Below are 22,751 nucleotides of genomic sequence, written 5' to 3' on the forward strand. Positions count from 1 at the left end.
AAAAAAATAGTATTGACTGCTGATTATTGTTAATTACAATAATCGCCATACAGGCCATGGAGGGTCCTGCGCATGGCGGTTTTTCTGCCGGAGTCGATACGCTGCCGATTGGGTTATCTATTGGCCAAGTCGCACCAGCGTCAACTGGCGCTGTTCGACAAACATACCGCCGAGCTGTCGGTCTCGGGCCGCGAGTACGCGGCGCTGCTGGCGCTGGAAGCCAATGCAGGCCTGCGCCAGAGCGATATCGCCGAACTACTCGGCGTCGACCGCACCACCACGACCTATCTCATCGACGCCATGGAACAGCGCGGCTGGCTGACCCGCGAACGCGACCCGGCGGATCGACGCGCCCACCGTGTGGTGTTGACTGCGGACGGGCTCTCGGCGCTGGAGGTCATCCGTCCCGCGGCCCGGGCCTCGACCGAAGAATTGCTGACCGCGCTGAACGAGTCTGAACGCGTCCTGCTCAAGGACCTGCTGACGCGAGTGATCGAATCATGATCCATCCCCGCCATCCGATCGTCGCGCTGTTATGCGGCGCAGTGCTTGTCTTCGCGGCGGGCCCGGGCCGGGCGCAGCCGGTCACCGCCGACAGCGCCTATTCGCTGTCGTTGCAACAGGCCATCGACGGCGCGTTGGCAACCAATGTACAGACATTGCTGGCCGATGCCCGGCGCGACGAAGCCGCCGGCAGCCGGGCCGAAGCCCGCTCGGCGTTCCTACCGCATGTGTCGGCCGATGTCAGCCAGTCCCGTCGTCAGACCAATCTTGCCGCCCAGGGCATCGACTTCGGTTCGGCGTTGTCGGGCAGCGGCAACGCAGCCGCCGCCGGCGGGCTGGCCTTTCCCAGCGTGGTCACCTACAACAGCTTCGATGCCCGCGCGACGCTGCGCCAGAGCCTGTTCGACTACAGTGCGTGGCAGCAGTACCAGGGCGCAAAGATCGGCGAGGAGATCGCGGACGACCAGCTCGCCGTTGCCCGTGAGCAGGTCGCCACCCAGGCCGCGCTCGACTATGTACAGGCGCTGGCTGCGCGCGAGTCGGTCACCGCCGCACAGGCCGATCTCGATCTGTCCAGGACACTGACCGATCTGGCCACCGACCAGGAGAACGTCGGCATTGCCACGGGAGTCGACGTCACCCGGGCCCAGACCCGTCAGGCGCGGGCGCGGGCACGGCTGGCGCAGGCCCGAACCGATCAGACACGGGCCGATATCCGGCTGGCGCGAACGGTCGGGCTGCCGCTCAACGCCCCGCTGGCATTATCCGACCGTCTGGCCTTTCGCGCGGTGGCCGACGGCGATATCTCCGACGCACTCGGGCGCGCACTGGCTGCGCGCCCGGAGATTCGCCTGGCCGCACGGCAGATCCACCAGCGCGAAAAGCTGTTGGCCGCCGCTCGCGGTCAGCGGCTGCCCACCCTGTCGGCCATGGCGGACTACGGCGAATCCGGCAACACCTATCGCGAAAACGACGAAGACACCTACACCGTGGGCGCGCAGATTCAGATTCCCATCTTCGACGGGGGCGCGATCGGTGCCCGGATAGACAGTGCCGCCAGCCGCCTGGCTCAGCAGCGCATCCAGTATCGAGATACCCGCCAGCAGGTCGAACAGGACGTTCGCCTTGCCCGGCGTACGCTGACCACGCTGGCCGATCAGGTCGATGCCGCCCAGGCGGCGCTCGGTCTGGCCGAACGCGAATTGAACCTGTCACGCGACCGGTTCGCCAACGGGCTGACCGACAACATCGAGGTGGTCGACGCGCAGGCTTCGCTGGCCGACGCGCGCAACACCCAGGTAGCTGCGCTGGCCGACTACACGCGCGCCCGTATCAATCTCGCCGCGGCTCTCGGCGCGGCCCAGCAGTTCCGACTCGAGTCCAGCGCACCATGAGCCAAACCAGCACCGCCGAACCCACGGACACCGCACAGGCCGCGCCGGCGCCGTCGTCGGGCAAGGGCCGGAAGGTCGCGATCATCGCGGTCCTCGTGGCGCTGGTCTGTGCGCTCGCCGCCGGCCTCTATTGGTGGCTGACCCGCAATCAGGTCAGCACCGACGACGCCTATGTACAAGCCGATATCGTCCAGATCGCGCCACGGGTAACCGGGACGGCCATCGACGTGTTCGTGCGCGACAATCAGCACGTCGAAGCCGGAGATGCGCTGTTCACGCTCGATCCTGCCGACTATCAGGCCGCGCTGGCCAGCGCGGAAGCCAGCCTGCAGGCTGCGCGCGCGTCCTACAACGCCAGCCAACGCGAACTGTCGGTGACCCGCCAGACCAGCGATGCCGATATCGAATCCGCCCGCGCCGGGCTGCAGACCGCCCGCGCCGAGGCCAGCCGGGCCGCGGCCGATGCCAAACGCTATCGGTCGCTGTATGCCAAGCGCGAGGTCTCCCGCCAGCAGCTGGATCAGGCCAACACCACGGCGACATCGGCGCAGGCGCGCGTCAGCCAGGCGCAGGCGCAGCTGGCTCAGGCGCAGTCGGCACCCGACCAGATCGCGCTCAAGCAGTCGCAGGCCTCGACCGCCAAGGCGCGGGTCGCCCAGGCCGAGGCCGAGCTCGAACGCGCCCGGCTCAATCTGTCGTACACCGAGGTACGGGCCCCGCAGGCCGGCAAGGTCGCGCAGAAATCAGTGCTGGTCGGCAGTCACATGAGTGCCGGCCAGGCCGCGCTCGCGATCGTTGCCGACGACCCGTGGGTGGTGGCCAATTTCAAGGAGACCCAGCTGGCCCGCCTGAGGCCCGGTCAACCGGTTGATATCGAGGTCGACGCCTTCCCCGGCCGCACACTTCACGGGCGCGTCGAGTCCATCCAGCCCGGCTCGGGGGTGACGTTCTCGCTGCTGCCGCCGCAAAACGCGACCGGCAACTTCGTCAAGATCGTCCAGCGCGTGCCGGTCAAGATCGTGTTCGATGACCCGGCCGCCGTCGACGATATCGGCCTGACGCCGGGCATGTCGGTGGTGCCGACCGTCAACGTCGCCGCCCAGCCGCGGCCGATCGATCATGCGGCCCATCCGGCGACCGAGACTGCGGCGACGGCCGACGCCCGGCCGTGAGCGCCACCGGCCCGGCCCAGCCGGCTGACATGGCCGCGTCGCCGCAATATCCGGCCAACCGCTGGCTGATCGCCGCGGTGGTCGGCCTGGCCGCGTTCATGGAGGTGCTCGATATCTCCATCGCCAACGTGTCGCTGTCACATATCGCCGGCTCGCTGTCGGCCAGTCAGGAGGAGGCCACCTGGGTACTGACTTCCTATCTGGTCTCCAACGCCATCGTCCTGCCGATTTCCGGCTGGTTTTCACAGGTATTGGGCCGTAAGCGGTTTTTCATCATCTCGATCGTGATCTTCTCGATCGCCTCGCTGGCCTGCGGGCTGGCGCCCTCGCTGGGCTGGCTGATCGTCTTTCGTATTCTCCAGGGAGCCGGCGGCGGCGGTCTCCAGCCGGTCTCGCAAGCGATCCTCGCCGATTCGTTCCCGCCGGCCCAGCGCGGCATGGCCTTTGCGATATACGGCGTGGCGGTGGTCTTTGCTCCGGCCATCGGCCCGACGCTGGGCGGCTATATCACCGATCACGCGTCCTGGCATTGGATCTTTCTGCTCAACGTGCCGGTGGGCATCGTGCTGCTGGCGCTGGCCATCCCGCTGGTCAAGGACACCGCGGCCTACGAGGCAGCCCGCCGGGCCAAGATGGCCGATGGCTTCACCATCGACTATATCGGCTTCGCCCTGCTCGCACTCGGCCTGGGCTGTCTGCAGATCATGCTCGACAAGGGTCAGCAGAATGATTGGTTCGATTCGTCGTTCATCCTGGCGATGGCCGTGATCGCGGTGTCCTGTCTGAGCGCGCTGGTGCTCTGGGAACTGTTCCATCGGCACCCGATCATGGATTTCAGGCTGTTCCGCTACTTCAATTTCGCGGTCGCCAATCTGCTGATGTTCATGCTCGGCTTCGTCCTGCTGGGCTCGACGCTGCTGATTCCGCAATTCGTGCAGGCCGTGCTCGGCTATACCTCGACCCTGGCCGGACTGGTGATCTCGCCCGGCGGCTTTGCCATTGTCGTGATGATGCCGGTGGTCGGTTATCTGTCGGGGCGGATCGAGGCCCGCTGGATGGTGGCCTTCGGGCTGATCACGGTCGGTTTGTCGATGTTCCATATCGCCGGCTTCAACGCCGACGTGACCTTCGACCAGCTGGTCACGGCCCGTATTTTCCAGACGCTCGGGATCGCGTTCCTGTTCATCCCGCTGACCAACGTGGCCTATATCGGTGTGCCCGCCGACAAGACCGATCAGATCTCGGCGTTCGTCAATCTGGCCCGCAATATCGGCGGCAGCGTGGGCATCTCGCTGGTCACCACCTGGCTGGCTCGGCGCGCCCAGTATCACCAGAGCGTGCTGGTCGAGCATGTCACCCCCTACGATCCGCAGTATGCCTCACTGGTCGATTCACTGACCCGGCATTTCACCGAGATGGGTGCCGGGCTGGATGCGGCGCGTCATCAGGCGGTGGCCGCCATCGCGCAACTGGTCGGCGAGCAGGCTCAGCTGATGTCGTACCTGGACGACTTCTGGCTGCTGGGGGTGATCTTCATCGGTCTGACACCCGTCATACTGCTGCTCGGCAGTACCCGCGAGGCCTCGGCGCCGCCGGGTGCCGGCCACTAAACGCGCCCGGGCGCTCGCCCGGCCCCGCCGTTTGCGATACCGTCCAACGATCACTCGCGCCGACCGTCGATGTCATGTATCGCTTCGCTTTCTGCCTGTTCGTGCTTATCGCGCTGACTTCGGCGCTGCCTGCCTCTGCGGCCATCCATACCGAAGCGGTGGACTATAGCGTCGACGGCGTGCCGCATATCGGCTATCTGGCCTACGACGACGCCAGTCAAGACCCACGGCCGGGCGTGCTGGTGGTGCCCGAATGGTGGGGGCTCAACGACTATGCCAAACAGCGTGCACGCCAGCTCGCCGAGGCCGGCTATGTCGCGTTCGCTGCCGACATGTATGGCAATCGCCGTACCACCGACCAGCCCGACGAGGCCGCTCGATGGTCGCAGGCGGCCAAACCCCAGCTGCGCAACCTGGGGCGCGCCGCACTCGACGTACTGGCCGCCCGTGCGCAGGTCGATGCGGATCATCTGGGCGCGATCGGTTTCTGTTTCGGCGGCACCAGCGTGCTGGAGCTGGCCTATAGCGGCGCGCCCCTGGACGCGGTGGTCAGCCTGCATGGCCACCTGCCGCCGCCCGGCGACGACGACACGCCCGGTGCCGCAATCCTGGTACTCCACGGTGCGGCGGATCCGATGGTTCCGCTGGCCGATGTCAGCCGTTTTGCCCAGGCGCTGAACGCCCGCCCGGGGCTCGACTGGCGTCTGACCATGTACGGTCATGCCGAGCACGCATTCACCAACCCGGCTGCCGATGCCTATGGGATCGAAGGCGTGGCCTACGACGAAACCGCCGCACGACGTGCCTGGGCGGCCACCCAGGGTTTTCTTGATGACACACTGCGCGCTGCGCCTACCGACTGACCAACGATGAATGACCTCGCCCGCCCCGGCGACGTGCTCGAGTTCTGGTTCGAGTCTCTAGAGCGGCGCCAGTGGTTCCGTGCCGATGCCGCGCTGGATCGTCGGATCGCTCGAACCTTCGGCCCTACCCTGACCGCGGCATCCGCCTGCGAACTGTGGCGCTGGCGGGACACGCCGACCGGCCGTGTGGCCGAGATTGTGGTACTGGACCAGTTCTCTCGCAATATCCATCGCGCAACCGCACAGGCCTTCGCCCAGGATCCACTGGCCTTGGCTCTGGCTCAGACGCTGGTGGCAGATGGCCACGACCGTTGCTTGGACACCGACCACCGCCATTTCGCCTATATGCCGTTCATGCACAGTGAGTCGCTGACGATCCACGACCAGGCACTGCGCTTGTATTCACAGCCGGGCCTGGAAATCCCGCTCGGCCACGAGCGTAACCATCGTGCGGTGCTCGAACGCTTTGGCCGCTATCCGCAGCGCAACGTCGCGCTCGGCCGCAGCACTACCGACGCCGAACACGAATACCTGGCCGGAAAGCCCGGGTTCTAGCCGGTCCAGTCAGGCCGTCCGACGCCAGCCGTGGTCATCGGCCACGGCCTCTCCGTGCTCGGCCAGACGGATCAGATGCGCTTCGACCTGCGTGGCCGCCATCCCGGCCAGCCGCGGGTCGATATCCGGATAGAGAACGGCGGCAATCGCGCGGGCCGTGGTGGGGCCGCGGGCGAGCGCGCGACGGACCTGGTCTTCCCGGTCCAGTCGATGGCCCACGATATGTGCCAGCACCGCTGCCGGATCGTCCAGCAGATGGCCGTGGGCCGGCGCAATGGTATCGATGTCCATCGCACGCAGCCGGGCAAGGCTGTCCAGATACGCACTCATCGAGCCGTCGGGCGGCAGGATAACCACCGTCACGTCGGCCATGACCGTATCGCCAGCGAACAGCCAGCGGGCTTCACGCGCATAAAGGCATAGATGATCGGCCGCATGGCCGGGCGTATGCAGCACATCGAGCGTCATGCCACCCAAGGCGATGGCGTCGCCGTCGTTCAGCGGCTCGTCCACAATCAGCGGCGCATCGTAGGCACCGTGATTGTGATGGCCGAAGGCACGTATCGGCGCGCCGGTGCTCTCAGCCAGCCGGGCCGCCCCACCGACATGATCGGGATGGCGATGAGTGATGACGATAGCGGCGATCACGCCGGGCGCTGCCGCCCGCAAGGCGGCCAGATGATCGGCGTCGTCCACCCCCGGGTCGACGATCACACAAGGCCCGCTGCCGAGTACGTAGCTATTGGTGCCCGGGCCCGTCATGGGACTGGGGTTGGGCGCGGTTACCCGCACGATGCCGGGTGCCAATTCGCACCGTTGGCCGGTCAAATCACTCATGCCTGTACGGTGATCCGCTCGGCGAGACCGTCCAGTGCGGCCGAGGCATCGGCATAGCCGGCCAGCCGGCGCAGCGTGGCGCGCGTGGGTGTCATCAGATGAATCTCGCCGCGTTCGCAGGCGGCTAGGGCATCGGCCGGACGCGCCCACCAAGCCTGAATGGTCTCGCTACCATCGCACAAGGCCTGTTGGCCAACCGGCGCATGGGCTGCGAAAAAACGGGTCGAATAGCGCTTGGGCGCGCCCGCCGGGGTCGTCCAGTGCGAGAAATACACCAGCCTCTCCAGATGAAACGTCAGATCCAGCGCGTCGATGACGGCCGCCCAGGGCATGTCACCGTTGTTGAGCGCATCGCGCAGCCGGCGATGACGATCGGCCTCGACATGCCCGGCCTCGCAGGCGATCAGCATGCCGGCCTCCTCGAAGCATTCCCGAATCGCGGCCGTCCAGTAGGCGGTCGGCGCCCCGGTATCGCCCAGACACGCCTCGGCGTACTCCAGCCCACCGGCCACACGGGCCGCCAGGCCGGCATCGCCGTCGGCACGGTCCACGGCGCCGCCCGGGAACACATAGGCGTTGGCTGCGAATACATGCGCCGAATGGCGTCTCAGCAGCAGAACTTCCAGTTGTGCGCAGCGATCGCGCAGCAACGCGACCGTGGCCGCTTCCCGAATTGTCACCGGTGTGCTCATCGCGCTGTTGTCAGGCCGGACATGTCGGCTAGCATACCCCGATGGAACGACCGCGATCGATCCCGTGAACCGGGTCTTCGTCTACGGCACGCTGCGGCCCGGCGAACGAAATCATCATTACCTGGCAACCGCGATGCATCGGGGTGCGTATATCACGCCGCCGGCCTACACGTTGCTGGATACGGGGCCCTATCCGGCCGCGCTCGATACAGGCGATACCGCGCTCACCGGCGATGTGTTCGACGTCGACGACGAGACGTTCGCCGCGCTCGACGTGCTCGAGGATTACCCGATCCACTACACGCGTCGATATATCGCCACCGACCACGGCAGCGCCTGGATCTATCTGTGGATTGCGCGGCGCGACCCGCGCTGGCCGACGATCGGACACGGCGACTGGTGTCGGCGCTAGAACTCGACTGATGCCTTGGAAAGGCTCGGCCGACCGCTGAACGAACACTATCGACAAGGAGCGCCGATGAGCGCAGCACGGCCATCCGCCACCCCCGACGAGAGCGCGGTGCGCGATCTGTATGACCTGGTGACCGGCGACGAGAATGCGCGCGTTTGCACCGATATCTCGGCTACGGCCTGCCGCGAACAGCCGACAAACTTCTTCATCCATCTGATCGCCCTGCTGGCCAACAAGACAGGCGATCTGGTGGCCAGCCCGAAGCTGGTGCTGCCCTGGCTGATGGGCGCTATCGGCGCCCCGGTGTGGATGACCGGCCTGCTGGTGCCGATCCGCGAGTCGCTGGCGCTGCTACCGCAATTGGCCGTGGCCGGCTGGATGCGCGCCCGCCCACGGCGCAAGGGGTTCTGGGTTGCCGGGGCCGCCATCCAGGGCACGAGCGTGATCGCGATGATCGTCGCAGCGCTGGCACTGCCGGCGGTCGCGGCCGGCGCGGCGGTCCTGCTTCTGCTCGCGCTGTTTTCGCTGGGCCGTGGCGTCTGCTCGGTGTCCTACAAGGATGTCCAGGGCAAGACCATTGCCAAGACACGACGCGGCACGCTGTCCGGATATGCCGCCAGTGCGGCCGGTGGGGTGGCCATGGCACTCGGCGCGGTGCTGTGGTTTTCGCCGGTCGATACCGGTTCGCTTGCTCCGATATTGCTACTACTCGGGTTTGCAGGCGTCGCATGGCTGTTCGCCGCGGTCGTATTCGCGAGCCTGCGCGAACAGCCCGGTGCAACCGAGGGCGGTGGCAACGCCCTGAAAACGGCCTGGCGCAGTCTGGGACTCGTTCGCCGCGAACCGGCGTTTGCGCGTTTCATCGCGGTTCGCGGCCTGCTCGTGGCCACCGCGCTGGCCGCGCCCTACTACGCCGAACTGGCACGCAGCAGCGGCGGCAATGCTATTGGCAATCTCGCCGTTCTGCTGGCGCTGTCGGGCTTGGCGTCGCTGGTTTCAGCGCCGGTATGGGGCCGTTTTTCCGATCGCTCGGCCCGCAGCGTACTGATACTCACTGGCGTTCTGGCCGCAATCCTGAATCTGGCGGTCGCAGTCTGCGCGGCGTTCGAACTGGGTGCGGCGTTCGGCGTCTGGCCCTATGCCATCGGCTATTTTCTGCTGGCCGGTCTGCACGCCGGCGTTCGCCTGGGCCGCAAGACCTATCTCACCGACCTGGGAGACGAAGACAACCGCGCTCAGCTCACCGCGGTCGCCAACACCACCATCGGCATCATCCTGCTGGCCGGCGGCGGCGCGGTCGCAGGACTGGGCTCGCTCGGCGCCTGGGTGGCAGTGGCTGCGCTGACCCTGCCGAGCCTGCTGGCAGCCGGGCTCGCCGTCGGCCTGCCGGAACTCGAGCGGGCGTGACCGATCCGTGATGTTTGTGCGTACCGACCGAACTAGGATAACGCCATGAAAACCATGAACGCTCTATCCCACACCGTTGCCAGCCGACAGCCGGTCCGCCGTCTACTGGCGGTGCTGATGCTTGCGCTGACCGCCATGGCTGCCGTGGCCGCACCGGCCGGTCCGCAGCAACCGTTCGTATCCGATGCCGGAGACGGCGAAGCGGTCGCGATCTTCGCCGGCGGTTGTTTCTGGTGTATGGAGGCGGCCTTCGACCCGGTGCCGGGCGTGGTTTCGACCACCTCGGGCTATACCGGCGGCCACGTGGACGACCCGAGCTACGGCGACGTCACCGCCGAGACCAGCGGCCATTCAGAGGCGGTCAAGATCGTCTACAAGACAGCCGAAACGGACTACGACACCCTGCTCGACGTGTTCTGGCACAACGTGGATCCGACCGACGACGGCGGCCAGTTCTGCGACCGCGGCGATTCCTATCGCAGCAAGATATTCGTCGTCGACGACGCTCAGGCCAAAGCGGCCGAGGCATCGAAGACCGCCCTAGAGAACGACCCCGACGCGCCCAGCCCGATTGTCACCGAAATCGTGCCGGCAACCACATTCTATGCCGCCGAGGATTACCACCAGAACTACTATCGGAAGAATCCGCTTCGCTACAAGTTCTATCGCGCATCCTGTCGCCGTGACGCGATCCTGGAGAAACGCTGGGGCGATGCGGCCGGCGGCCACGCCGACTGAGTCCGCATCGCCGCCAGACACGGGCTCCGGCGGCGCCGGTCACCGCCAGGCCGTGTATCTGCCCGTCGGATGCGATTTAGCTCGCGGCCAGCGGGTCGAAGCCAACGGCGGCCAGCAGTTCGCCCAGTTCGAACAACGGCAGCCCCATGACGGCTGAGTAACTGCCCTCCAACTGCTGCACGAACAACGCGCCGCGGCCTTGAATGGCATAGGCGCCAGCCTTGCCAAACGGTTCACCGCTGGCGATATAGGCTGCGATGTCGGCATCGGTCAGCGCCCGCAGGGTCACCGAACTGCGCCGGATATGACTATGCAACCGGCCACAGGAAAGCACCGCCACGCCGCTGTACACCTCGTGTGTCGCCGCCGAAAGCCGCGTCAGCATCGCCCCGGCTTCGGCGGCATCGCCCGGCTTGCCGAATATCGATCCACCGTGGGCCACCACGGTGTCAGAACCGATGATCAGCGCTTGCGGGTAAGCCGCAGACAACGCCTCGGCCTTGGTTCGCGCCAGCCGTTCGGCCAGCGCCGGGGCGGGCTCATCCACGCGCGGTGTTTCATCGATATCGGCCGGCACGGCGGTATGGGCCACGCCCAGTTGGTCGAGCAGGCGGGTGCGTTGCGGTGAGGCCGAGGCCAGGATCACGCGGGTACGGGTCATAGCGGCTTGACGAATCGAACGGGGTCGTCGACGGCGGCGAACTCGGCGAACGCATCGCGCATCCAGCGGCCGGCGTCGATGGCCTGTCGCCAGGCCGCCAGCCGGCCCGCGTCGTCCTCGGCATAGCGGTAGAAATCCTTGCGATCGGGGACCCGCCCGTCGACCAGACGTTCACGCAGTTTGGGACCCGGGCCAATCAGCAGGGTATTGTCGGCATGGCGCGGGCCGCGCCAGGGCAGGCTCTTGTCGAACCAGCCGGGCACCAGCCGTTCGTCGAAATGCGGCATGAGCACGATCGGCGCGGCGCTGGACGGTTTCACGATCGGCTGATCGAGATGGTAGTCGGTGATACCGCCATCACGATAGATGCCGGGCGGCGCGCCCCCTGGATCGACGACGCCGCGCATCATCAACGGAATATTGCCGCTGGCATAGACCGCGTCGCGGCCGTTCGCCGGCGTCAATGCCACCGTCCGCGCACCCAGCCCGTCGTCCGCCCAGCGAATCGTGCCCCGCTGGCGCGAGAAGATCACGCGCTCGAAGAACCAGCGCAGCGTACGCCGCGAGCCGGCGTTGGCCAGCGCGCCCAGTGCCGACCCCACCGACAACAGGCCGCGGTGTTCGCTGGCCGTGAGCGCGCGGGAACGCACGGTGACCACGTGCAGCCGATAGCGGGGATGGGTGAGAACGCCCTCCAGGACATCGTCGCTGAAAAAGCGATCGAACACGCGCCGGACCGTTCCGCTGATCTCGTTTCGATCGGCGCGGCGGCTGTAGCACTGGCCGATATAGGCTCGCTCCAGCGCATCGATCGCGCCGACCGGATCGTTGGGGTGGCAGGCAGCGGCGAACCGCCAAGCCCCGATAGACGAGCCGAGCAGCTCGATCGGCTGACGGGCATCTGCCAGCCACTCACCGAACAGAAAGCGATCCAGGGCCCCGAGGATCAGCCATTTCGGCCCGCCGGCGGCACCGGCCAGCGCCCCGATACGATCGGGCGACAGGCCGTATTCGGACAGCGCGCTGCGCGCGTTCCTGCCAGCCCGGATTGTCAGAACATCCTGAAACAACATGGCAATCTAAATGACCTAAACGCTTGCGATACGCGATCCGGCTCTATTCGAGACCGCTTCGGGCCGGTCGAAACGATAGCCCGCCGGGGTCAGGTAGGCCCGGGCGCGTCAATCGACCGTGATGATCTTCATGGCGTTGGTGCCGCCCGGGCCGGTGAAGTCGCCCTTGGTGAGCAGTACACGGTCGCCGGCGGCCAGCTCACCGCGGCGCTTGAGGCAATCGACAGCCTCGGCGACCGGCACTACGCCGTTGAGTTCGGACGGACGGAAAGCGACCGGGAACACGTTACGGCACAATGCCAGATATCGCTCGGTCACCGGATACTGGGTCAGAGCGAAGATCGGGATATGCGTGTCCTGGCGCGACATCAGCATCGCGGTGGTGCCCGATTCGGTGAGCGCGATGATGGCGTCGGCATGCATGTGCCGCGCGGTGTACATGGTGGCCATGGCGATGGCCTCGTCGGTGCGCTCGAAATGCGCGGCCAGCCCGCTGGCCGGCCGGTCGGCCGTGGCCTCGCGCTCGGCGCCCACACAGATCCGGCTCATCGCGGCGACCGTCTGTACCGGATAGCGTCCGACCGCAGTTTCGGCCGAGAGCATGACCGCATCCGTGCCGTCGAGCGTGGCATTGGCCACGTCCAGTACCTCGGCGCGGGTCGGCGTCGGATTCTCGATCATGGATTCCATCATCTGGGTGGCCGTGATCACCAACCGGTTCATCTCGCGGGCCTGGGCTATGATGCGCTTTTGCACCCCAGGTAATTCGGGGTCACCGATCTCGACCCCCAGATCACCGCGGGCGACCATGACCGCATCGGAGGCGGCGATGATCTCGTCGAGGGCAGCAATCGCCTCTGCGCGTTCGATCTTGGCACACAGACGCGCCTTGCCTCCGGCCTCGCGGACCATGCGACGGGCGGCGTGCATGTCGGCTGCGCCGCGCACGAACGAGACCGCCAGATAGTCGGCTTCGAGTTCGGCGGCCACACGGATGTCCTCGGCATCCTTGTCGGTCAGCCCGCCGGCCGAAAGCCCGCCGCCGCGCAGGTTCACGCCCTTGCGGCCGGACAGCGTGCCGCCGACCTCTACCGTGCACACGATACGATGGTCGTCGACCGAATCCACGGCCAAGGAAATCGCACCGTCGTTGATCAACAGGTGACTGCCAGCCCGGACATCCTCGAGCAGCGGGGGATAGTGAATCGCGACCTGGTCGACGGTTCCGGCATCGGCCGCCAGCTGGGTATCGAGGGTAAAGGTCTGGCCGTTCTCGAGCTCCACGCTGCCCTCGACGAACGATTCGATTCGGATCTTGGGCCCTTGCAGATCGGCCAGCACGGCCACCGGCAGACCCAGATCCGCGGCTGCCTCGCGTACGCGTGCAACCCGTGCCCGATGATCGTCGGCGCTGCCGTGGGAGAAGTTGATCCGGACCACATTCACCCCGGCCTCGAACAACCGCGCGAGCACCTCGGGCGAGTCGGACGCCGGGCCTAGAGTGGCGACGATCTTGGTCTTTCTGTTCATGGACGCGCAGTGGCCTTTTAGCTGATGGATTCAAACTCGCTCGGCAGGCGGGTCACGGCCCTTGGGCACGACCCGGTTGGGCCGCCAATCGCTCAAACCCTAGCATGGGCGATCGATAGTCGATGTGACAGGCGGCCCGACCCCGGCTAGGTTAGACACGCCTCAACACGCGACCATCAGCCCCACCCATCGGATACTTGCCCATGTCTTCGGATTCCCTACCGTCCGATCGCCCGGATTCTCACGCAGCCTTGAGCTTGCTGCGCCGTGCCGCGCCGCTGGTACTACTGGCGATCGTCGCCGCGGTGCTGATCGTCGATGCACGCCACGTGGACCTGCGCGAAATCCAGCGCGCGCTTGCTTCGGTTCCGCCCGTACAGCTTCTCGGTCTGGCCGTGGGCGGCATGGTCGCAGTCGCGGCGATGAGCGGCTACGACATGCTGGCTTCGGCCGTGCTCGGGCTGCGCCGGCGCGCCACGGCCAGCCTGCGTACCGCGCTCGTGGCGTCGGGCATCAGCAACATCGCAGGCCTGTCCGGCGTGACCGGCTCGGGCCTGCGCGTATTGATGCTGGTTCGCGGCGGCACGGATACGCGCGAGGCGGTGCGCTATGCCGGCCTGGTCACGTTATCGGGCCCGCTCGGTCTGGCGACGCTGTGCCTGGCGATACTGGTGGTGCGCCCCGACCTGACCCAGGTCGGCGCGCTGCCAGCATGGCTGATCACGCTCGTGCTCGTGGCCGTTGCCTGCTACCTACCGGTGTATGCGCTGCTAACGGGCACGAAATACCTGCGGCGGGGCCGCCTGGCCGCGCTGCCAGGCTTGTCGCCACGCTATATCGCCGCCTTTCTGAGCGCCTCGCTGGTCGAGTGGCTGATGGCCGGGCTGCTGCTCTGGGCCTGCCTGGCGGCCGTGGGCATCAGCCTCGCACCGACGGTCGTGCTTGGCGCCTTCGCTCTGGCCGCCGCGGTCGGCGTGGCGAGTTTTCTACCGGGCGGCCTGGGCGTGTTCGATATCGCCCTGGCCAGCCTGCTGGTGGCCCAGGGCGCGGACGCCAACCAGAGCATCGCGGCCATCGTGGTGTTTCGCTGCAGCTACTATCTGGTGCCGCTGTTGCTGGCGATTCTGCTCGGCCTCGATCTGCTGCGCAGCAGCCGTCTGGCCACGACGATCCGTGCTCACCCGGTCGTCGATCTGCTGCAGTGGCCGCTGGCTCGCATCGGCGAGCTCGGCATCCGTGTGCTGGCCGGTCTGACTGGTCTTGCCGGCATCGTGCTGCTTGGCGGGGCGGCCTTTCCCAACCTGATCGAGCGGACCCGGGTGCTGCGCGACTGGGTGCCGCTGGCCGCGGTCGAGGCCAGTCATCTGGCCAGTGTGGCGGTGGGTCTGACGCTGATCGCCGCGGCGCGCGGGCTGTCGTTGCGCCTTCGGCGCGCACTGTGGCTGGCTATTGCGCTGCTGTTGGCCGGCGCGGCCGCCGGGCTGCTGCGCGGGTTGGACTGGGGCACGAGCCTGCTGCTCATCGCGATCGCCGTGTTGCTGTTCGCCGCCCGCGGCGCGTTCGATCAACAGGGCAGTCTGGGCCGACAACTCGGCGCCTGGCAATGGACCGCTGCGCTGGTCGTTGCGCTGCTGATCTATCTGCTGCTCGGCCAGGCGCTCTATGGCGGCCAGGGCTGGGCTGTCTTGTCGTTCGCTTTCGGCCAGCACGACGCGCGCTTTGCACGTGGTGCGCTCGTGGCCGTGATCAGCCTGATCGTGCTCGTGGTCTGGACGTGGCCGCGCTGGCCGCGCCCGGCGTTCGAGCTGCCCGACTCCGCCCGCCTGGATCGATTGGGCCAGTGGCTGGAGGCCCACGGTTCGAACGGGTATTCCCACCTGCTCATGATCGGCGACAAGGCCTTGTTTCACACCGCCGACGAGCAGGCGCTGATCGGCTATGCGCCGGTCCGAGATCGGCTCGTGGCACTGGGCGACCCGGTCGGCGAGCCGGAGGCGCTGCGGCGCGCGGTGACCGAATTCCGCCGCTTCGCCGAAGCCGCACACTGCACGCCCGTGTTCTATCAGGTCGAGCCGGCGCATCTGTCGCTGTATCTGGACAGTGGGTTTTCGCTGTTCAAGCTCGGCGAGATCGCGCGCGTGGACCTGCGGCAATTCTCCATGACCGGCAAAGCCAACCAGGACAAGCGGGGTGCAATCAATCGCGCCGCACGGCTGGGCCTGACGTTCGAATTGCTCGAGCCGCCGTTCGATACAGCCACGCTGACCGCGTTGCAGCGGGTATCCGACGACTGGCTGGGCGACCGGCCGGCCGAGAAGCGTTTCTCGCTCGGACGTTTTGACGCCGCCTATCTGCAGCGAGCGCCGGTCGCTGTCGTGCACGACACCCACGGCGAGCTCAAGGCGTTCGCATCGATTCTGCCCAGCTACGGTCACCGACAGGAATATTCCATCGATCTGATGCGCCATACGATCGATGCGCCGGGCGGCACGATGGATTTTCTATTCGTGAGTCTGATGCAGAAGGCCGCCGCTGAGGGCTATGAATGGTTTTCACTGGGCATGGCGCCGTTGGCCGGCGTCGGCGATACCCCATGGGCGAACACGGCCGAACAGATCGCACGGCTGGCCTTCGAGCACGGCAACCGGCTTTACAACTACAAGGGCCTGCGTGCATTCAAGGACAAATGGAATCCGGAATGGCAGTCGATGTACCTGGCCTATCCGCCGCAGGCCAATCTCGCCCGCATCCAGCTCGATATCGCGGCCCTCATCGCTGGCGGCTACCGACGTATCGTCTCACCCGGATGAGAACCACGGCGACTACCGATCCGGCGGCTGCCGCGAGCGCTCGTCGCGGCGATCATTGCTGGGCGGGCTCGGCTGTTGGTGGCGCCGCCATTCCTCCAGCGTTTCGCTGTGCTTCTTCGGCCGCGGGGCGAACAGTCCGGACACCGTCCGGCCGATGCTTCGATTGACCCCGCGAATGCTGTCGTAGACCTTAGCCCCCTGGTTGCGGTCGCCTCCGAACAAACCGGATAGCGAGCGGTGGGCCGCCTGCACACCGGTGGCCCCGGTATCGACCACGGTCTCGACCCGCTGCTGGCGTTTGCGCAGACGCTGGCGCGCCTCGACCAGCAATCCGGCGTCGCCATAGCCGCCGACCAGCACTCGCAGCCTGCGTCGGGCGGCATCGATGGCCGCGGTCAGCCGCAGTGCGGTGACGATGACCGCCAGCAGTGCGATGAATACGCCGGCTGTGATGATCATGAGCCGGTCGGGTGGAAAATATCGAGGTGGGCTTCCACGCCTTGATCACCGAGCTGTTGCTTCATCTCGCGGGCGACGATTTCATAGACACGTCGGCGAATCAGCCGAGGCGCCACGCCGACCAGCGCACCGCCCCAGCGCGAACGCGCCCGAGCCAGCGTCATCGGGTTGATGATCTCGACGAGGATACGGCTGCCGCTGACCTCGGCGAGTACGCCGGCCAGTTCTTCGTTGGCGTTCGCCAGGTCATGGGCGAGCGTGGCCATTTCGCCCTCCAGTGCCTCGAGGCGTTGATAGGCCCGCCACAGCAGATAGAGCGCGACGGCTGCCATCGCAGCAAAGAGTCCGCATATGAGTATCAGCGCCATGATCGCTCCTTGGATATGTCGATCCTGACAGTGTTCGATGACAGTTTGCCGCAGTGCAGCATGCGCTGCAAACACACAGCGTCCACGACGATCGTTACACTGACCTGTATCCCGTTTTATACCGCGACCCGGGTAGTCCCGTCATGGCCGAATCGTCACAGGGTGTGTCTTTCCAGGGCCGTCGTATCGGCATACCGGAATCCCGTCAGCTCGATCTGTTTGCCGACATGCTCGAACGTCGCGGTGCCCGCGTATACCGATGCCCGTTGGTGGATATCCGCGACAGCCCGGATTCCGACGGCGTGAACGCCTGGATCGACGACGTCATTGCGCATGGCCTGGACGACATGATCTGGCTGACCGGCGAAGGGGTACGCCGCCTCACCGATCTGGCCGGCCGTGAAGACGCGCGACGGCTCACCCGGCTGATCGAACGGTTCGATGGCGCTCGTGCCATCACGCGCGGGCCCAAGCCCGGGCGTGAGTTGCGCGGCTATGGCCTGGGCTCGGATCTGTCGGCAACCACACCGACCACCGCCGGTGTGATCGACGCGCTGGCCGGCGAGACTCTAGCCGGCCGACGTATGGGCGTACAGCTCTACGGCACCGATCCCAATCGTCCGCTGATGGATTTTCTCGCCGCGCGCGGCGCGCACGCGCTGCCGGTGGCGCCGTATGTGTATGCCGACGAGGCCGAGGAGCCTCAGGTGCTGGCATTCGTCGAGCGCTTGGTCGCCGGAGAGCTCGATGCCGTGGCCTTCACCAGTTCCCCCCAGGTCAAACGACTGCTCAAGGTGGCATCGCGCCACGATCGGCACCACGCGCTCGTGGCTGCCATGAACCGGCTGTGCGTAGCGGCCGTTGGGCCGCTCGTGGCCGAGCGGCTGCGCGAGGCCGGTATTCACGTCACCCTCATGCCGACCGACAACTATTTCATGAAACCGCTGGTTCGGGCGCTGCTTGCGCACTTTGCCAGCCCGGCTTCCGCCCACCTGCAATGAATTCATCCATGGCCCAGAATCGTTCTCCGATGACCCTCGCCGCCCTGCTCGGGCTGGCCGCGCTGCTGCCATTCCTGGCCGGCGTCACATACGCCTATACCGGTTCCACGCTCGATGCGGGTACCGCATTACGCTGGCTCATGCCCTATCTGGCCACGATCGTGGGTTTTATCGGCGGCGTGCAGTGGGGGCGGCTGCTGTCGCGCAACAAGGCCGGCTGGCCAGACATGATCTGGCCGGTGATCCCGGCGTTGATCGCCTGGGCCGCGCTGCTGACCGCCAACCCTTGGCGCATCCTGCTGTTGCTGGGCGCCCTGTTGCTGGCCTGGCTGGTCGACGAGTACGGCGCGCGCCGCGGCTGGCAGTCGCGCACGTTCTTGCAGCTGCGCCGGCTGCTGACCGCCGGGGTGAGCGCCTGTGTGATCGCGATCGTCTGGCGCGTGGTTCGCGGCTGAGCGGCCCATGCGCTCCGAGACACATACGATTGCGGCCGGCGACGGTGGTGGCTGTGCACTGACATCGGTGGCCGGGCCCGGGATGGCGCGCCGGCCACCCGTCGTGCTGGTGCCCGGCATGTTCACGGGGCGGCGTTTCTGGTTGTCGGATCGCGGCGTCGGCCTGGCCGCCTATCTGGCCGAACGGGGGCATCCGGTATTCATCGTGCAGCGGCGCGGGCTGTCCGATTCGCCGCCCAGCCGCGGCCGTGCAGGTCTTTCGGAACACGTCGAACACGATCTGCCGGCGGTCCAGCAATGGGTATGGACACGGCACCCGGTACCGGCGTTCTGGGTCGGCCATTCATTCGGCGGCGTCATGTGCGCGCTGGCCTGTGCCGACTATCTGTGCACGGCACGGATGGCCGGTCTGGTGCTACTGGCCAGCCAGTTCGAAGTCGGCAAACGCATGCTCGACTGGCCGGCGAATCGCCTCACCCGAGGGCTGGCGCGTCTTCGCGGCCATTTCCCGGCGCGTGCAGCCGGGCTGGGGCCCGAGAACGAACCGCTCGCAGCGATCATCGACGCCACCCGCTGGGTCGAAAGCGGGCGACGCAGGCCCGATATCCGACAAGCGTTGTCGACGATCGATATACCGGTTCTTGCGCTGTCCGGCGCCGCCGACCGCGTGGACCCGAGCGAGGGCTGTCGACGGTTCGTCGACCATTTCGCCAGCACCGACCGGACCTTCGAACGGCTCGGTCGAGCGACCGGGTATCCGGAGGATTTCGACCACCCCGGACTGGTGGTGAGCCGGCCGGCGCGAGAGCGGGTCTGGCCACGGATTGCCGGCTGGATGAGCGAGCGCACATGAAAAAGGCCGGTCGTGTCTACCAGGACCGGCCCGGACAAGGCCTCTTCGAGGCGACCCGCCGCAACGGGATCGCCACCCGACGACGCGCCGACTAGGCCCCGATCAGACTCTGGCCACAGACGCGCAATACATTTGCCGACACGCCGCCGGCCCCCGGAGTGACCAGGAACGTGATCGCTTCGGCCACATCGCGCGGCTCGCCGCCTTGAGACAGCGACGACAGACGCCGGCCGCCTTCGCGCACGCCAAACGGCATTTCGGCGGTCATGCGGGTTTCGATGAAGCCCGGCGCAACGGCGTTGACGGTCACCCCGCGCTCGCGCTCGGTGACCCCACGCCGCTCGACGAAGCCGATCAGGCCCGCCTTGGTCGCGCCGTAGTTGGTCTGGCCACGGTTGCCGGCGATGCCGCCGATCGAACACAGACACACCACTCGGCCATGCTCGTTGATGACCTGCTCGCCGGTGAGCACCGCATCCACCTTCACGATTGCAGCCAGATTGATCGACAAAACCATGTCCCAGTAATGCTCGGGCATGTTGGCCAGCGTCTTGTCGCGGGTCACACCGGCATTGTGAATGACGATATCCACGCCACCGAATTTCTCGGTGAGGAAATCGGCGATCTGACGCGGCGCGTTGTCGTCGGTGATATCCAGTGCCAGGGCTGTACCGCCGAACTCGCCGACCGTCGCCTCCAGGGTTTCCGCATCCTGCGGGATGTCCAGGCAGACCACGTGAGCGCCTTCGCGGGCCAGGCGGTTGGCAGTGGCCGCACCAATACCGCGCGCGCCGCCGGTCACCAGTGCGACCTTGTTCTGAAGCGGCTGAGTCGTGGGCACGGCCTCGGGCATGGGGCCCCCGGCCGTCACGGTCAGTGGCTGTCCATCCACGAACGTACTGTAGTCGGACAGGAAAAAGCGCAGCGGCGCGGCAATGCGCGACTCTGCACCCGGCTCGACATAGAGCATGTTGACCGTTGAACCGAAGCCGCCGATCTCCTTGGCCAACGATCGGACGAACCCTTCGACCGCACGTGCAGCGACCGCGGCCTGGAGGTTGTCCATGGCCGACGGCAGGCTCGCGAGCACCACTACCCGTGCGTTGCGGGTCAGCTTGCGAGCCACCGGATGGAAGAACTCGTAGAGAGCGGTGAGCTCGGCGACGTCGTCCATGCCCGTGGCGTCGAAGACCAGCGCATCGTACTTGGCATCGTCGCGCGGCCGCGGGCGATCCGAGCGCTCCACGGTCGCGCCCGTGGTCTTGAGCGTCTTTTCGACTTCGTTGAATGCGCTCGCTCGCCCACCAGCGCCGACCAGCACGGTCTGGGCATCCAGAAAACGGTCCTGATAAGGGCCTTCCGCACGCGCCAACTCGGCCGGCGTGGGCAGCCCGACCGTCTTGATCACGTTGCGCAGCGTCGGATTGGATGCCGCTCGAACCAGATAGTCACTCATGTTGATTCCTCGAATTGGCATTAGACGATGGCCGTCGGGGCGATCGTCGTGCAGTGCAACATGATTGAATTAAAGCGGGTCGAATGTCAAAGACTTCGTCAGACGTGCATTTTTGAAGAACAGATTTATTTTCCGAATTTGGAAATAGCCCGAATAAGACGCTGCGATGGCGGCGGCTTTGATGTAGCATCGCTTCCGTCTCACGGGGCACCGGCGCCGTGCATGCGTCACCGGTGCCGAGGAACGAGTACATGAGCCAGGATCAGGACAGCCTACCGATCGACTCGCGAACGCGGGCAATCATCGACGGCCTGCCGCCGGACGAGCGCGAGCAGCTAGAACGCATGATGCGCCATGCCGCGGCCCGTCAGCGGCACATGCTCGAGACCGCACTCGAGGATGCGGTACGCATGGTGCCCGCGCCGTTTCGAAAACGCGTCCAGAAGTTGTTCCTCGGATGAAGGACGCCGCGACCCGCGCCGAACTGGTCAAACTAGCGCGCATTCTGGATACGGATGTCGAGGACGTCGAATATCTGGCGTATCTGGAAGCCGGCCGCCTGCGGGCACTGCGTGAAGGCATCACCGATGCGCTGTTCGAAAAGTTCCGCTCAAGCTTCAGTGGCTTCGCTCGCCTGTCGTCGTTCTTGCCGCTGGCCATCAGCGCACGCATATCGGAACGGGTGCTCGGCCCGACGCTGTCCGGACGCATCGCCGGGGAAATGCCCACCGACCGGGCCATCGAGATGGCCGACCGGCTGTCGGATACGTTCCTTGCCGAGACCTGCCTGCAACTCGACCCGGTCCGCGCCCGGCCGATCATTGCTGGGTTCCCTGTGGACCGAGCCGTCGCGATCACCCGTATTCTGTTGCAACGCCGGGAATACATCACGATGGGTCGATTCGTGGACGTGCTGCCGACGAAAACCCTGTTCGCTGCCACCGACGCGATCGCCGACGAGGCCGATCTACTCGAGATCAGTTTTTTCGTGGAAAGCAGCGAACAGCTCGACCGGGTCATTGAATATCTGGACATCGAGCGGCGCGAAGCCGTGATCCGGGCAGCCGCGGCACAGGATCTCTGGCCGGAAGTCATCTCGACATTGCTGCGCATTGGACCGATATCGCGACGGGCCCTGGCCGAGCTGGCCCTGGCCCAGGATGCGGCCACGCTGGATTCGCTCATCCGCGCCGCCGCCGAGAACGATCTATGGCCGGCACTGCTCCAACTGGCCGACGATCTGCCCGACGATGCGATCGCCAGCCTGTCGCACCAGCCGGCCTTTGACGAGACCGTGATCGTGCGCAGCGTGATCGATTCGGTGGTAACCAATGATCTGTGGGCCGCGTTGCGCAATCAGCTGCCGGGCATGGGCGCCGAGCGCTGCCGGCGCATGATCGACGTCGCGGCACACGAGCGCGCGCCGTTTCTGTCCGAACTGGATGTCCGCCTGCAAAGCGACGATGCCGCAATGGCCCCGTTGCAACAGGCCGCACGAACGCTCGACAACGACACGCGCACACGCGCGCGTGCCGCCTGTGGGTCCGGCGCACTCGCCCGTGCACTCGCAGCCTGAGCGCACGGACTGGCTCGGGGCCCGAACTAACCGTACTGCGCTTCGACCTTGTCGACTTCGGCGACGTACTCGCTCATCGCCTCCTCGCGATCCATCCCCTTGACGTCATGCCAGGCCTGCCATTTGTAGCGGGCGATCGGATTCAGCATACCCGGCTTCTTTCCCGACACGTCACCGTCGGTCGCCTGTCGGTATAGCGCGTACATCTTGAGCTTGTACTCGTTGGACGGCTTGAAATCGCCGTCTTCAGGCGCGTTGTTGACCTTGTGGACGGCCTGCTTGAAGCGTTCTTCCAGATCGGACATGGGCTAGGGCTCCCTTGTTG

24 protein-coding genes are annotated in these 22,751 nt (G+C 66.2%); 15 read left to right on the forward strand and 9 right to left on the reverse strand.

From position 1 onward, the window contains the following. Positions 1–72 precede the first annotated feature (72 nt). The 6 genes from T31B1_RS00180 (at position 73) to T31B1_RS00205 (ending at position 6,098) form a co-directional block, all read left to right on the forward strand. Entirely contained in the window at positions 73–504 is a 432-nt protein-coding gene (locus T31B1_RS00180) for a MarR family winged helix-turn-helix transcriptional regulator (RefSeq protein WP_353247436.1), read from the forward strand. Then, the gene (locus tag T31B1_RS00185; protein WP_353247437.1) at positions 501–1,898 is read left to right on the forward strand and encodes a TolC family protein; all 1,398 of its coding nucleotides are present in this window, start codon (positions 501–503) and stop codon (positions 1,896–1,898) included. The genes T31B1_RS00180 and T31B1_RS00185 overlap by 4 nt, the downstream gene beginning before the upstream one ends. After that, on the forward strand, positions 1,895–3,070 hold the full coding sequence (locus T31B1_RS00190; protein ID WP_353247438.1) for an HlyD family secretion protein: 1,176 nt from the start codon (positions 1,895–1,897) through the stop codon (positions 3,068–3,070). Before T31B1_RS00185 ends, T31B1_RS00190 begins: the two co-directional genes overlap by 4 nt. Continuing rightward, positions 3,067–4,680 carry a DHA2 family efflux MFS transporter permease subunit gene (locus T31B1_RS00195; protein WP_353247439.1) on the forward strand — a complete coding sequence of 538 codons (1,614 nt, stop codon included), beginning with the start codon at positions 3,067–3,069 and terminating at the stop codon, positions 4,678–4,680. The genes T31B1_RS00190 and T31B1_RS00195 overlap by 4 nt, the downstream gene beginning before the upstream one ends. Before the next feature lie 74 nt (positions 4,681–4,754). Further along, on the forward strand, positions 4,755–5,543 hold the full coding sequence (locus T31B1_RS00200) for a dienelactone hydrolase family protein (RefSeq protein WP_353247440.1): 789 nt from the start codon (positions 4,755–4,757) through the stop codon (positions 5,541–5,543). A gap of 6 nt (positions 5,544–5,549) precedes the next feature. After that, entirely contained in the window at positions 5,550–6,098 is a 549-nt protein-coding gene (locus T31B1_RS00205; protein ID WP_353247441.1) for a DUF924 family protein, read from the forward strand. 9 nt (positions 6,099–6,107) lie between these two features. On the opposite strand, the gene T31B1_RS00210 is transcribed toward T31B1_RS00205, so the two are convergent. Next, entirely contained in the window at positions 6,108–6,935 is an 828-nt protein-coding gene (locus T31B1_RS00210) for an MBL fold metallo-hydrolase (RefSeq protein ID WP_353247442.1), read from the reverse strand. After that, the gene (locus T31B1_RS00215) at positions 6,932–7,615 is read right to left on the reverse strand and encodes an NUDIX hydrolase (RefSeq protein ID WP_353247443.1); all 684 of its coding nucleotides are present in this window, start codon (positions 7,613–7,615) and stop codon (positions 6,932–6,934) included. The genes T31B1_RS00210 and T31B1_RS00215 overlap by 4 nt, the downstream gene beginning before the upstream one ends. Before the next feature lie 76 nt (positions 7,616–7,691). Between T31B1_RS00215 and T31B1_RS00220 the strand changes: the two genes are divergently transcribed. From T31B1_RS00220 to msrA, 3 genes are all read left to right on the forward strand, one after another. Continuing rightward, positions 7,692–8,039 carry a gamma-glutamylcyclotransferase family protein gene (locus T31B1_RS00220; RefSeq protein WP_353247444.1) on the forward strand — a complete coding sequence of 116 codons (348 nt, stop codon included), beginning with the start codon at positions 7,692–7,694 and terminating at the stop codon, positions 8,037–8,039. A gap of 66 nt (positions 8,040–8,105) precedes the next feature. Beyond that, the gene (locus tag T31B1_RS00225) at positions 8,106–9,446 is read left to right on the forward strand and encodes an MFS transporter (RefSeq protein WP_353247445.1); all 1,341 of its coding nucleotides are present in this window, start codon (positions 8,106–8,108) and stop codon (positions 9,444–9,446) included. A 45-nt stretch (positions 9,447–9,491) separates the two neighbouring features. After that, positions 9,492–10,184: a peptide-methionine (S)-S-oxide reductase MsrA gene (msrA, locus tag T31B1_RS00230; protein WP_353247446.1), complete on the forward strand. Its 693-nt coding sequence runs from the start codon at positions 9,492–9,494 to the stop codon at positions 10,182–10,184. A 76-nt stretch (positions 10,185–10,260) separates the two neighbouring features. On the opposite strand, the gene T31B1_RS00235 is transcribed toward msrA, so the two are convergent. From T31B1_RS00235 to pyk, 3 genes are all read right to left on the reverse strand, one after another. Next, positions 10,261–10,845: a Maf family protein gene (locus tag T31B1_RS00235; RefSeq protein WP_353247447.1), complete on the reverse strand. Its 585-nt coding sequence runs from the start codon at positions 10,843–10,845 to the stop codon at positions 10,261–10,263. Next, positions 10,842–11,918 (reverse strand): hypothetical protein, encoded by a 1,077-nt coding sequence (locus T31B1_RS00240; protein ID WP_353247448.1) that lies wholly within the window; start codon positions 11,916–11,918, stop codon positions 10,842–10,844. Before T31B1_RS00240 ends, T31B1_RS00235 begins: the two co-directional genes overlap by 4 nt. Positions 11,919–12,026: 108 nt before the next feature. Beyond that, positions 12,027–13,448 carry a pyruvate kinase gene (pyk, locus tag T31B1_RS00245; protein WP_353247449.1) on the reverse strand — a complete coding sequence of 474 codons (1,422 nt, stop codon included), beginning with the start codon at positions 13,446–13,448 and terminating at the stop codon, positions 12,027–12,029. Between the two features lie 203 nt (positions 13,449–13,651). Between pyk and mprF the strand changes: the two genes are divergently transcribed. After that, entirely contained in the window at positions 13,652–16,258 is a 2,607-nt protein-coding gene (gene mprF, locus T31B1_RS00250; protein WP_353247450.1) for a bifunctional lysylphosphatidylglycerol flippase/synthetase MprF, read from the forward strand. A 12-nt stretch (positions 16,259–16,270) separates the two neighbouring features. On the opposite strand, the gene T31B1_RS00255 is transcribed toward mprF, so the two are convergent. Together T31B1_RS00255 and T31B1_RS00260 are read right to left on the reverse strand one after the other, a co-directional pair. Next, a complete protein-coding gene (locus T31B1_RS00255) occupies positions 16,271–16,717 on the reverse strand; it encodes a hypothetical protein (protein ID WP_353247451.1) in 447 nt (148 codons plus the stop codon). Then, complete coding sequence (locus T31B1_RS00260) at positions 16,714–17,085, reverse strand: hypothetical protein (protein WP_353247452.1); 372 nt, start codon at positions 17,083–17,085, stop codon at positions 16,714–16,716. Before T31B1_RS00260 ends, T31B1_RS00255 begins: the two co-directional genes overlap by 4 nt. A gap of 143 nt (positions 17,086–17,228) precedes the next feature. Here T31B1_RS00260 and T31B1_RS00265 point away from each other — a divergent pair, with 143 nt between their 5' ends. Genes T31B1_RS00265 through T31B1_RS00275 form a run of 3 tightly spaced genes read left to right on the forward strand, consistent with a single transcriptional unit; the run spans position 17,229 to position 19,394 of the window. Beyond that, a complete protein-coding gene (locus T31B1_RS00265; RefSeq protein WP_353247453.1) occupies positions 17,229–18,086 on the forward strand; it encodes a uroporphyrinogen-III synthase in 858 nt (285 codons plus the stop codon). An 8-nt stretch (positions 18,087–18,094) separates the two neighbouring features. Then, on the forward strand, positions 18,095–18,541 hold the full coding sequence (locus T31B1_RS00270; protein WP_353247454.1) for a DUF3429 domain-containing protein: 447 nt from the start codon (positions 18,095–18,097) through the stop codon (positions 18,539–18,541). 7 nt (positions 18,542–18,548) lie between these two features. Further along, on the forward strand, positions 18,549–19,394 hold the full coding sequence (locus T31B1_RS00275; protein ID WP_353247455.1) for an alpha/beta fold hydrolase: 846 nt from the start codon (positions 18,549–18,551) through the stop codon (positions 19,392–19,394). Between the two features lie 91 nt (positions 19,395–19,485). Here T31B1_RS00275 and T31B1_RS00280 read toward each other — a convergent pair whose 3' ends face one another. Beyond that, the gene (locus tag T31B1_RS00280; RefSeq protein ID WP_353247456.1) at positions 19,486–20,850 is read right to left on the reverse strand and encodes a 3-oxoacyl-ACP reductase; all 1,365 of its coding nucleotides are present in this window, start codon (positions 20,848–20,850) and stop codon (positions 19,486–19,488) included. A 251-nt stretch (positions 20,851–21,101) separates the two neighbouring features. On the opposite strand from T31B1_RS00280, the gene T31B1_RS00285 reads away from it, so the two are divergent. Beyond that, positions 21,102–21,311 (forward strand): hypothetical protein, encoded by a 210-nt coding sequence (locus T31B1_RS00285; protein WP_353247457.1) that lies wholly within the window; start codon positions 21,102–21,104, stop codon positions 21,309–21,311. Continuing rightward, complete coding sequence (locus T31B1_RS00290; protein ID WP_353247458.1) at positions 21,308–22,426, forward strand: hypothetical protein; 1,119 nt, start codon at positions 21,308–21,310, stop codon at positions 22,424–22,426. Before T31B1_RS00285 ends, T31B1_RS00290 begins: the two co-directional genes overlap by 4 nt. A 26-nt stretch (positions 22,427–22,452) precedes the next feature. Here T31B1_RS00290 and T31B1_RS00295 read toward each other — a convergent pair whose 3' ends face one another. Then, positions 22,453–22,731 carry an acyl-CoA-binding protein gene (locus T31B1_RS00295; protein ID WP_353247459.1) on the reverse strand — a complete coding sequence of 93 codons (279 nt, stop codon included), beginning with the start codon at positions 22,729–22,731 and terminating at the stop codon, positions 22,453–22,455. Positions 22,732–22,751 lie beyond the last annotated feature (20 nt).

The sequence above is a fragment of the Salinisphaera sp. T31B1 genome (genome assembly GCF_040361275.1).
Taxonomy (GTDB): Bacteria; Pseudomonadota; Gammaproteobacteria; order Nevskiales; family Salinisphaeraceae; genus Salinisphaera.

Bases quoted from the DNA above. Each gene is read 5' to 3' on its own strand.
- T31B1_RS00275 (WP_353247455.1), top strand. From the start codon at position 18,549: ATGCGCTCCGAGACACATACGATTGCGGCCGGCGACGGTGGTGGCTGT.
- T31B1_RS00190 (WP_353247438.1), top strand. From the start codon at position 1,895: ATGAGCCAAACCAGCACCGCCGAACCCACGGACACCGCACAGGCCGCG.
- T31B1_RS00200 (WP_353247440.1), top strand. From the start codon at position 4,755: ATGTATCGCTTCGCTTTCTGCCTGTTCGTGCTTATCGCGCTGACTTCG.
- T31B1_RS00185 (WP_353247437.1), top strand. From the start codon at position 501: ATGATCCATCCCCGCCATCCGATCGTCGCGCTGTTATGCGGCGCAGTG.
- T31B1_RS00180 (WP_353247436.1), top strand. From the start codon at position 73: ATGGCGGTTTTTCTGCCGGAGTCGATACGCTGCCGATTGGGTTATCTA.
- T31B1_RS00295 (WP_353247459.1), bottom strand. From the start codon at position 22,731: ATGTCCGATCTGGAAGAACGCTTCAAGCAGGCCGTCCACAAGGTCAAC.
- T31B1_RS00285 (WP_353247457.1), top strand. From the start codon at position 21,102: ATGAGCCAGGATCAGGACAGCCTACCGATCGACTCGCGAACGCGGGCA.
- mprF (WP_353247450.1), top strand. From the start codon at position 13,652: ATGTCTTCGGATTCCCTACCGTCCGATCGCCCGGATTCTCACGCAGCC.
- T31B1_RS00235 (WP_353247447.1), bottom strand. From the start codon at position 10,845: ATGACCCGTACCCGCGTGATCCTGGCCTCGGCCTCACCGCAACGCACC.
- T31B1_RS00280 (WP_353247456.1), bottom strand. From the start codon at position 20,850: ATGAGTGACTATCTGGTTCGAGCGGCATCCAATCCGACGCTGCGCAAC.
- T31B1_RS00290 (WP_353247458.1), top strand. From the start codon at position 21,308: ATGAAGGACGCCGCGACCCGCGCCGAACTGGTCAAACTAGCGCGCATT.
- pyk (WP_353247449.1), bottom strand. From the start codon at position 13,448: ATGAACAGAAAGACCAAGATCGTCGCCACTCTAGGCCCGGCGTCCGAC.
- T31B1_RS00255 (WP_353247451.1), bottom strand. From the start codon at position 16,717: ATGATCATCACAGCCGGCGTATTCATCGCACTGCTGGCGGTCATCGTC.
- T31B1_RS00240 (WP_353247448.1), bottom strand. From the start codon at position 11,918: ATGTTGTTTCAGGATGTTCTGACAATCCGGGCTGGCAGGAACGCGCGC.
- T31B1_RS00225 (WP_353247445.1), top strand. From the start codon at position 8,106: ATGAGCGCAGCACGGCCATCCGCCACCCCCGACGAGAGCGCGGTGCGC.
- T31B1_RS00265 (WP_353247453.1), top strand. From the start codon at position 17,229: ATGGCCGAATCGTCACAGGGTGTGTCTTTCCAGGGCCGTCGTATCGGC.
- T31B1_RS00260 (WP_353247452.1), bottom strand. From the start codon at position 17,085: ATGGCGCTGATACTCATATGCGGACTCTTTGCTGCGATGGCAGCCGTC.
- T31B1_RS00270 (WP_353247454.1), top strand. From the start codon at position 18,095: ATGGCCCAGAATCGTTCTCCGATGACCCTCGCCGCCCTGCTCGGGCTG.
- msrA (WP_353247446.1), top strand. From the start codon at position 9,492: ATGAAAACCATGAACGCTCTATCCCACACCGTTGCCAGCCGACAGCCG.
- T31B1_RS00210 (WP_353247442.1), bottom strand. From the start codon at position 6,935: ATGAGTGATTTGACCGGCCAACGGTGCGAATTGGCACCCGGCATCGTG.
- T31B1_RS00205 (WP_353247441.1), top strand. From the start codon at position 5,550: ATGAATGACCTCGCCCGCCCCGGCGACGTGCTCGAGTTCTGGTTCGAG.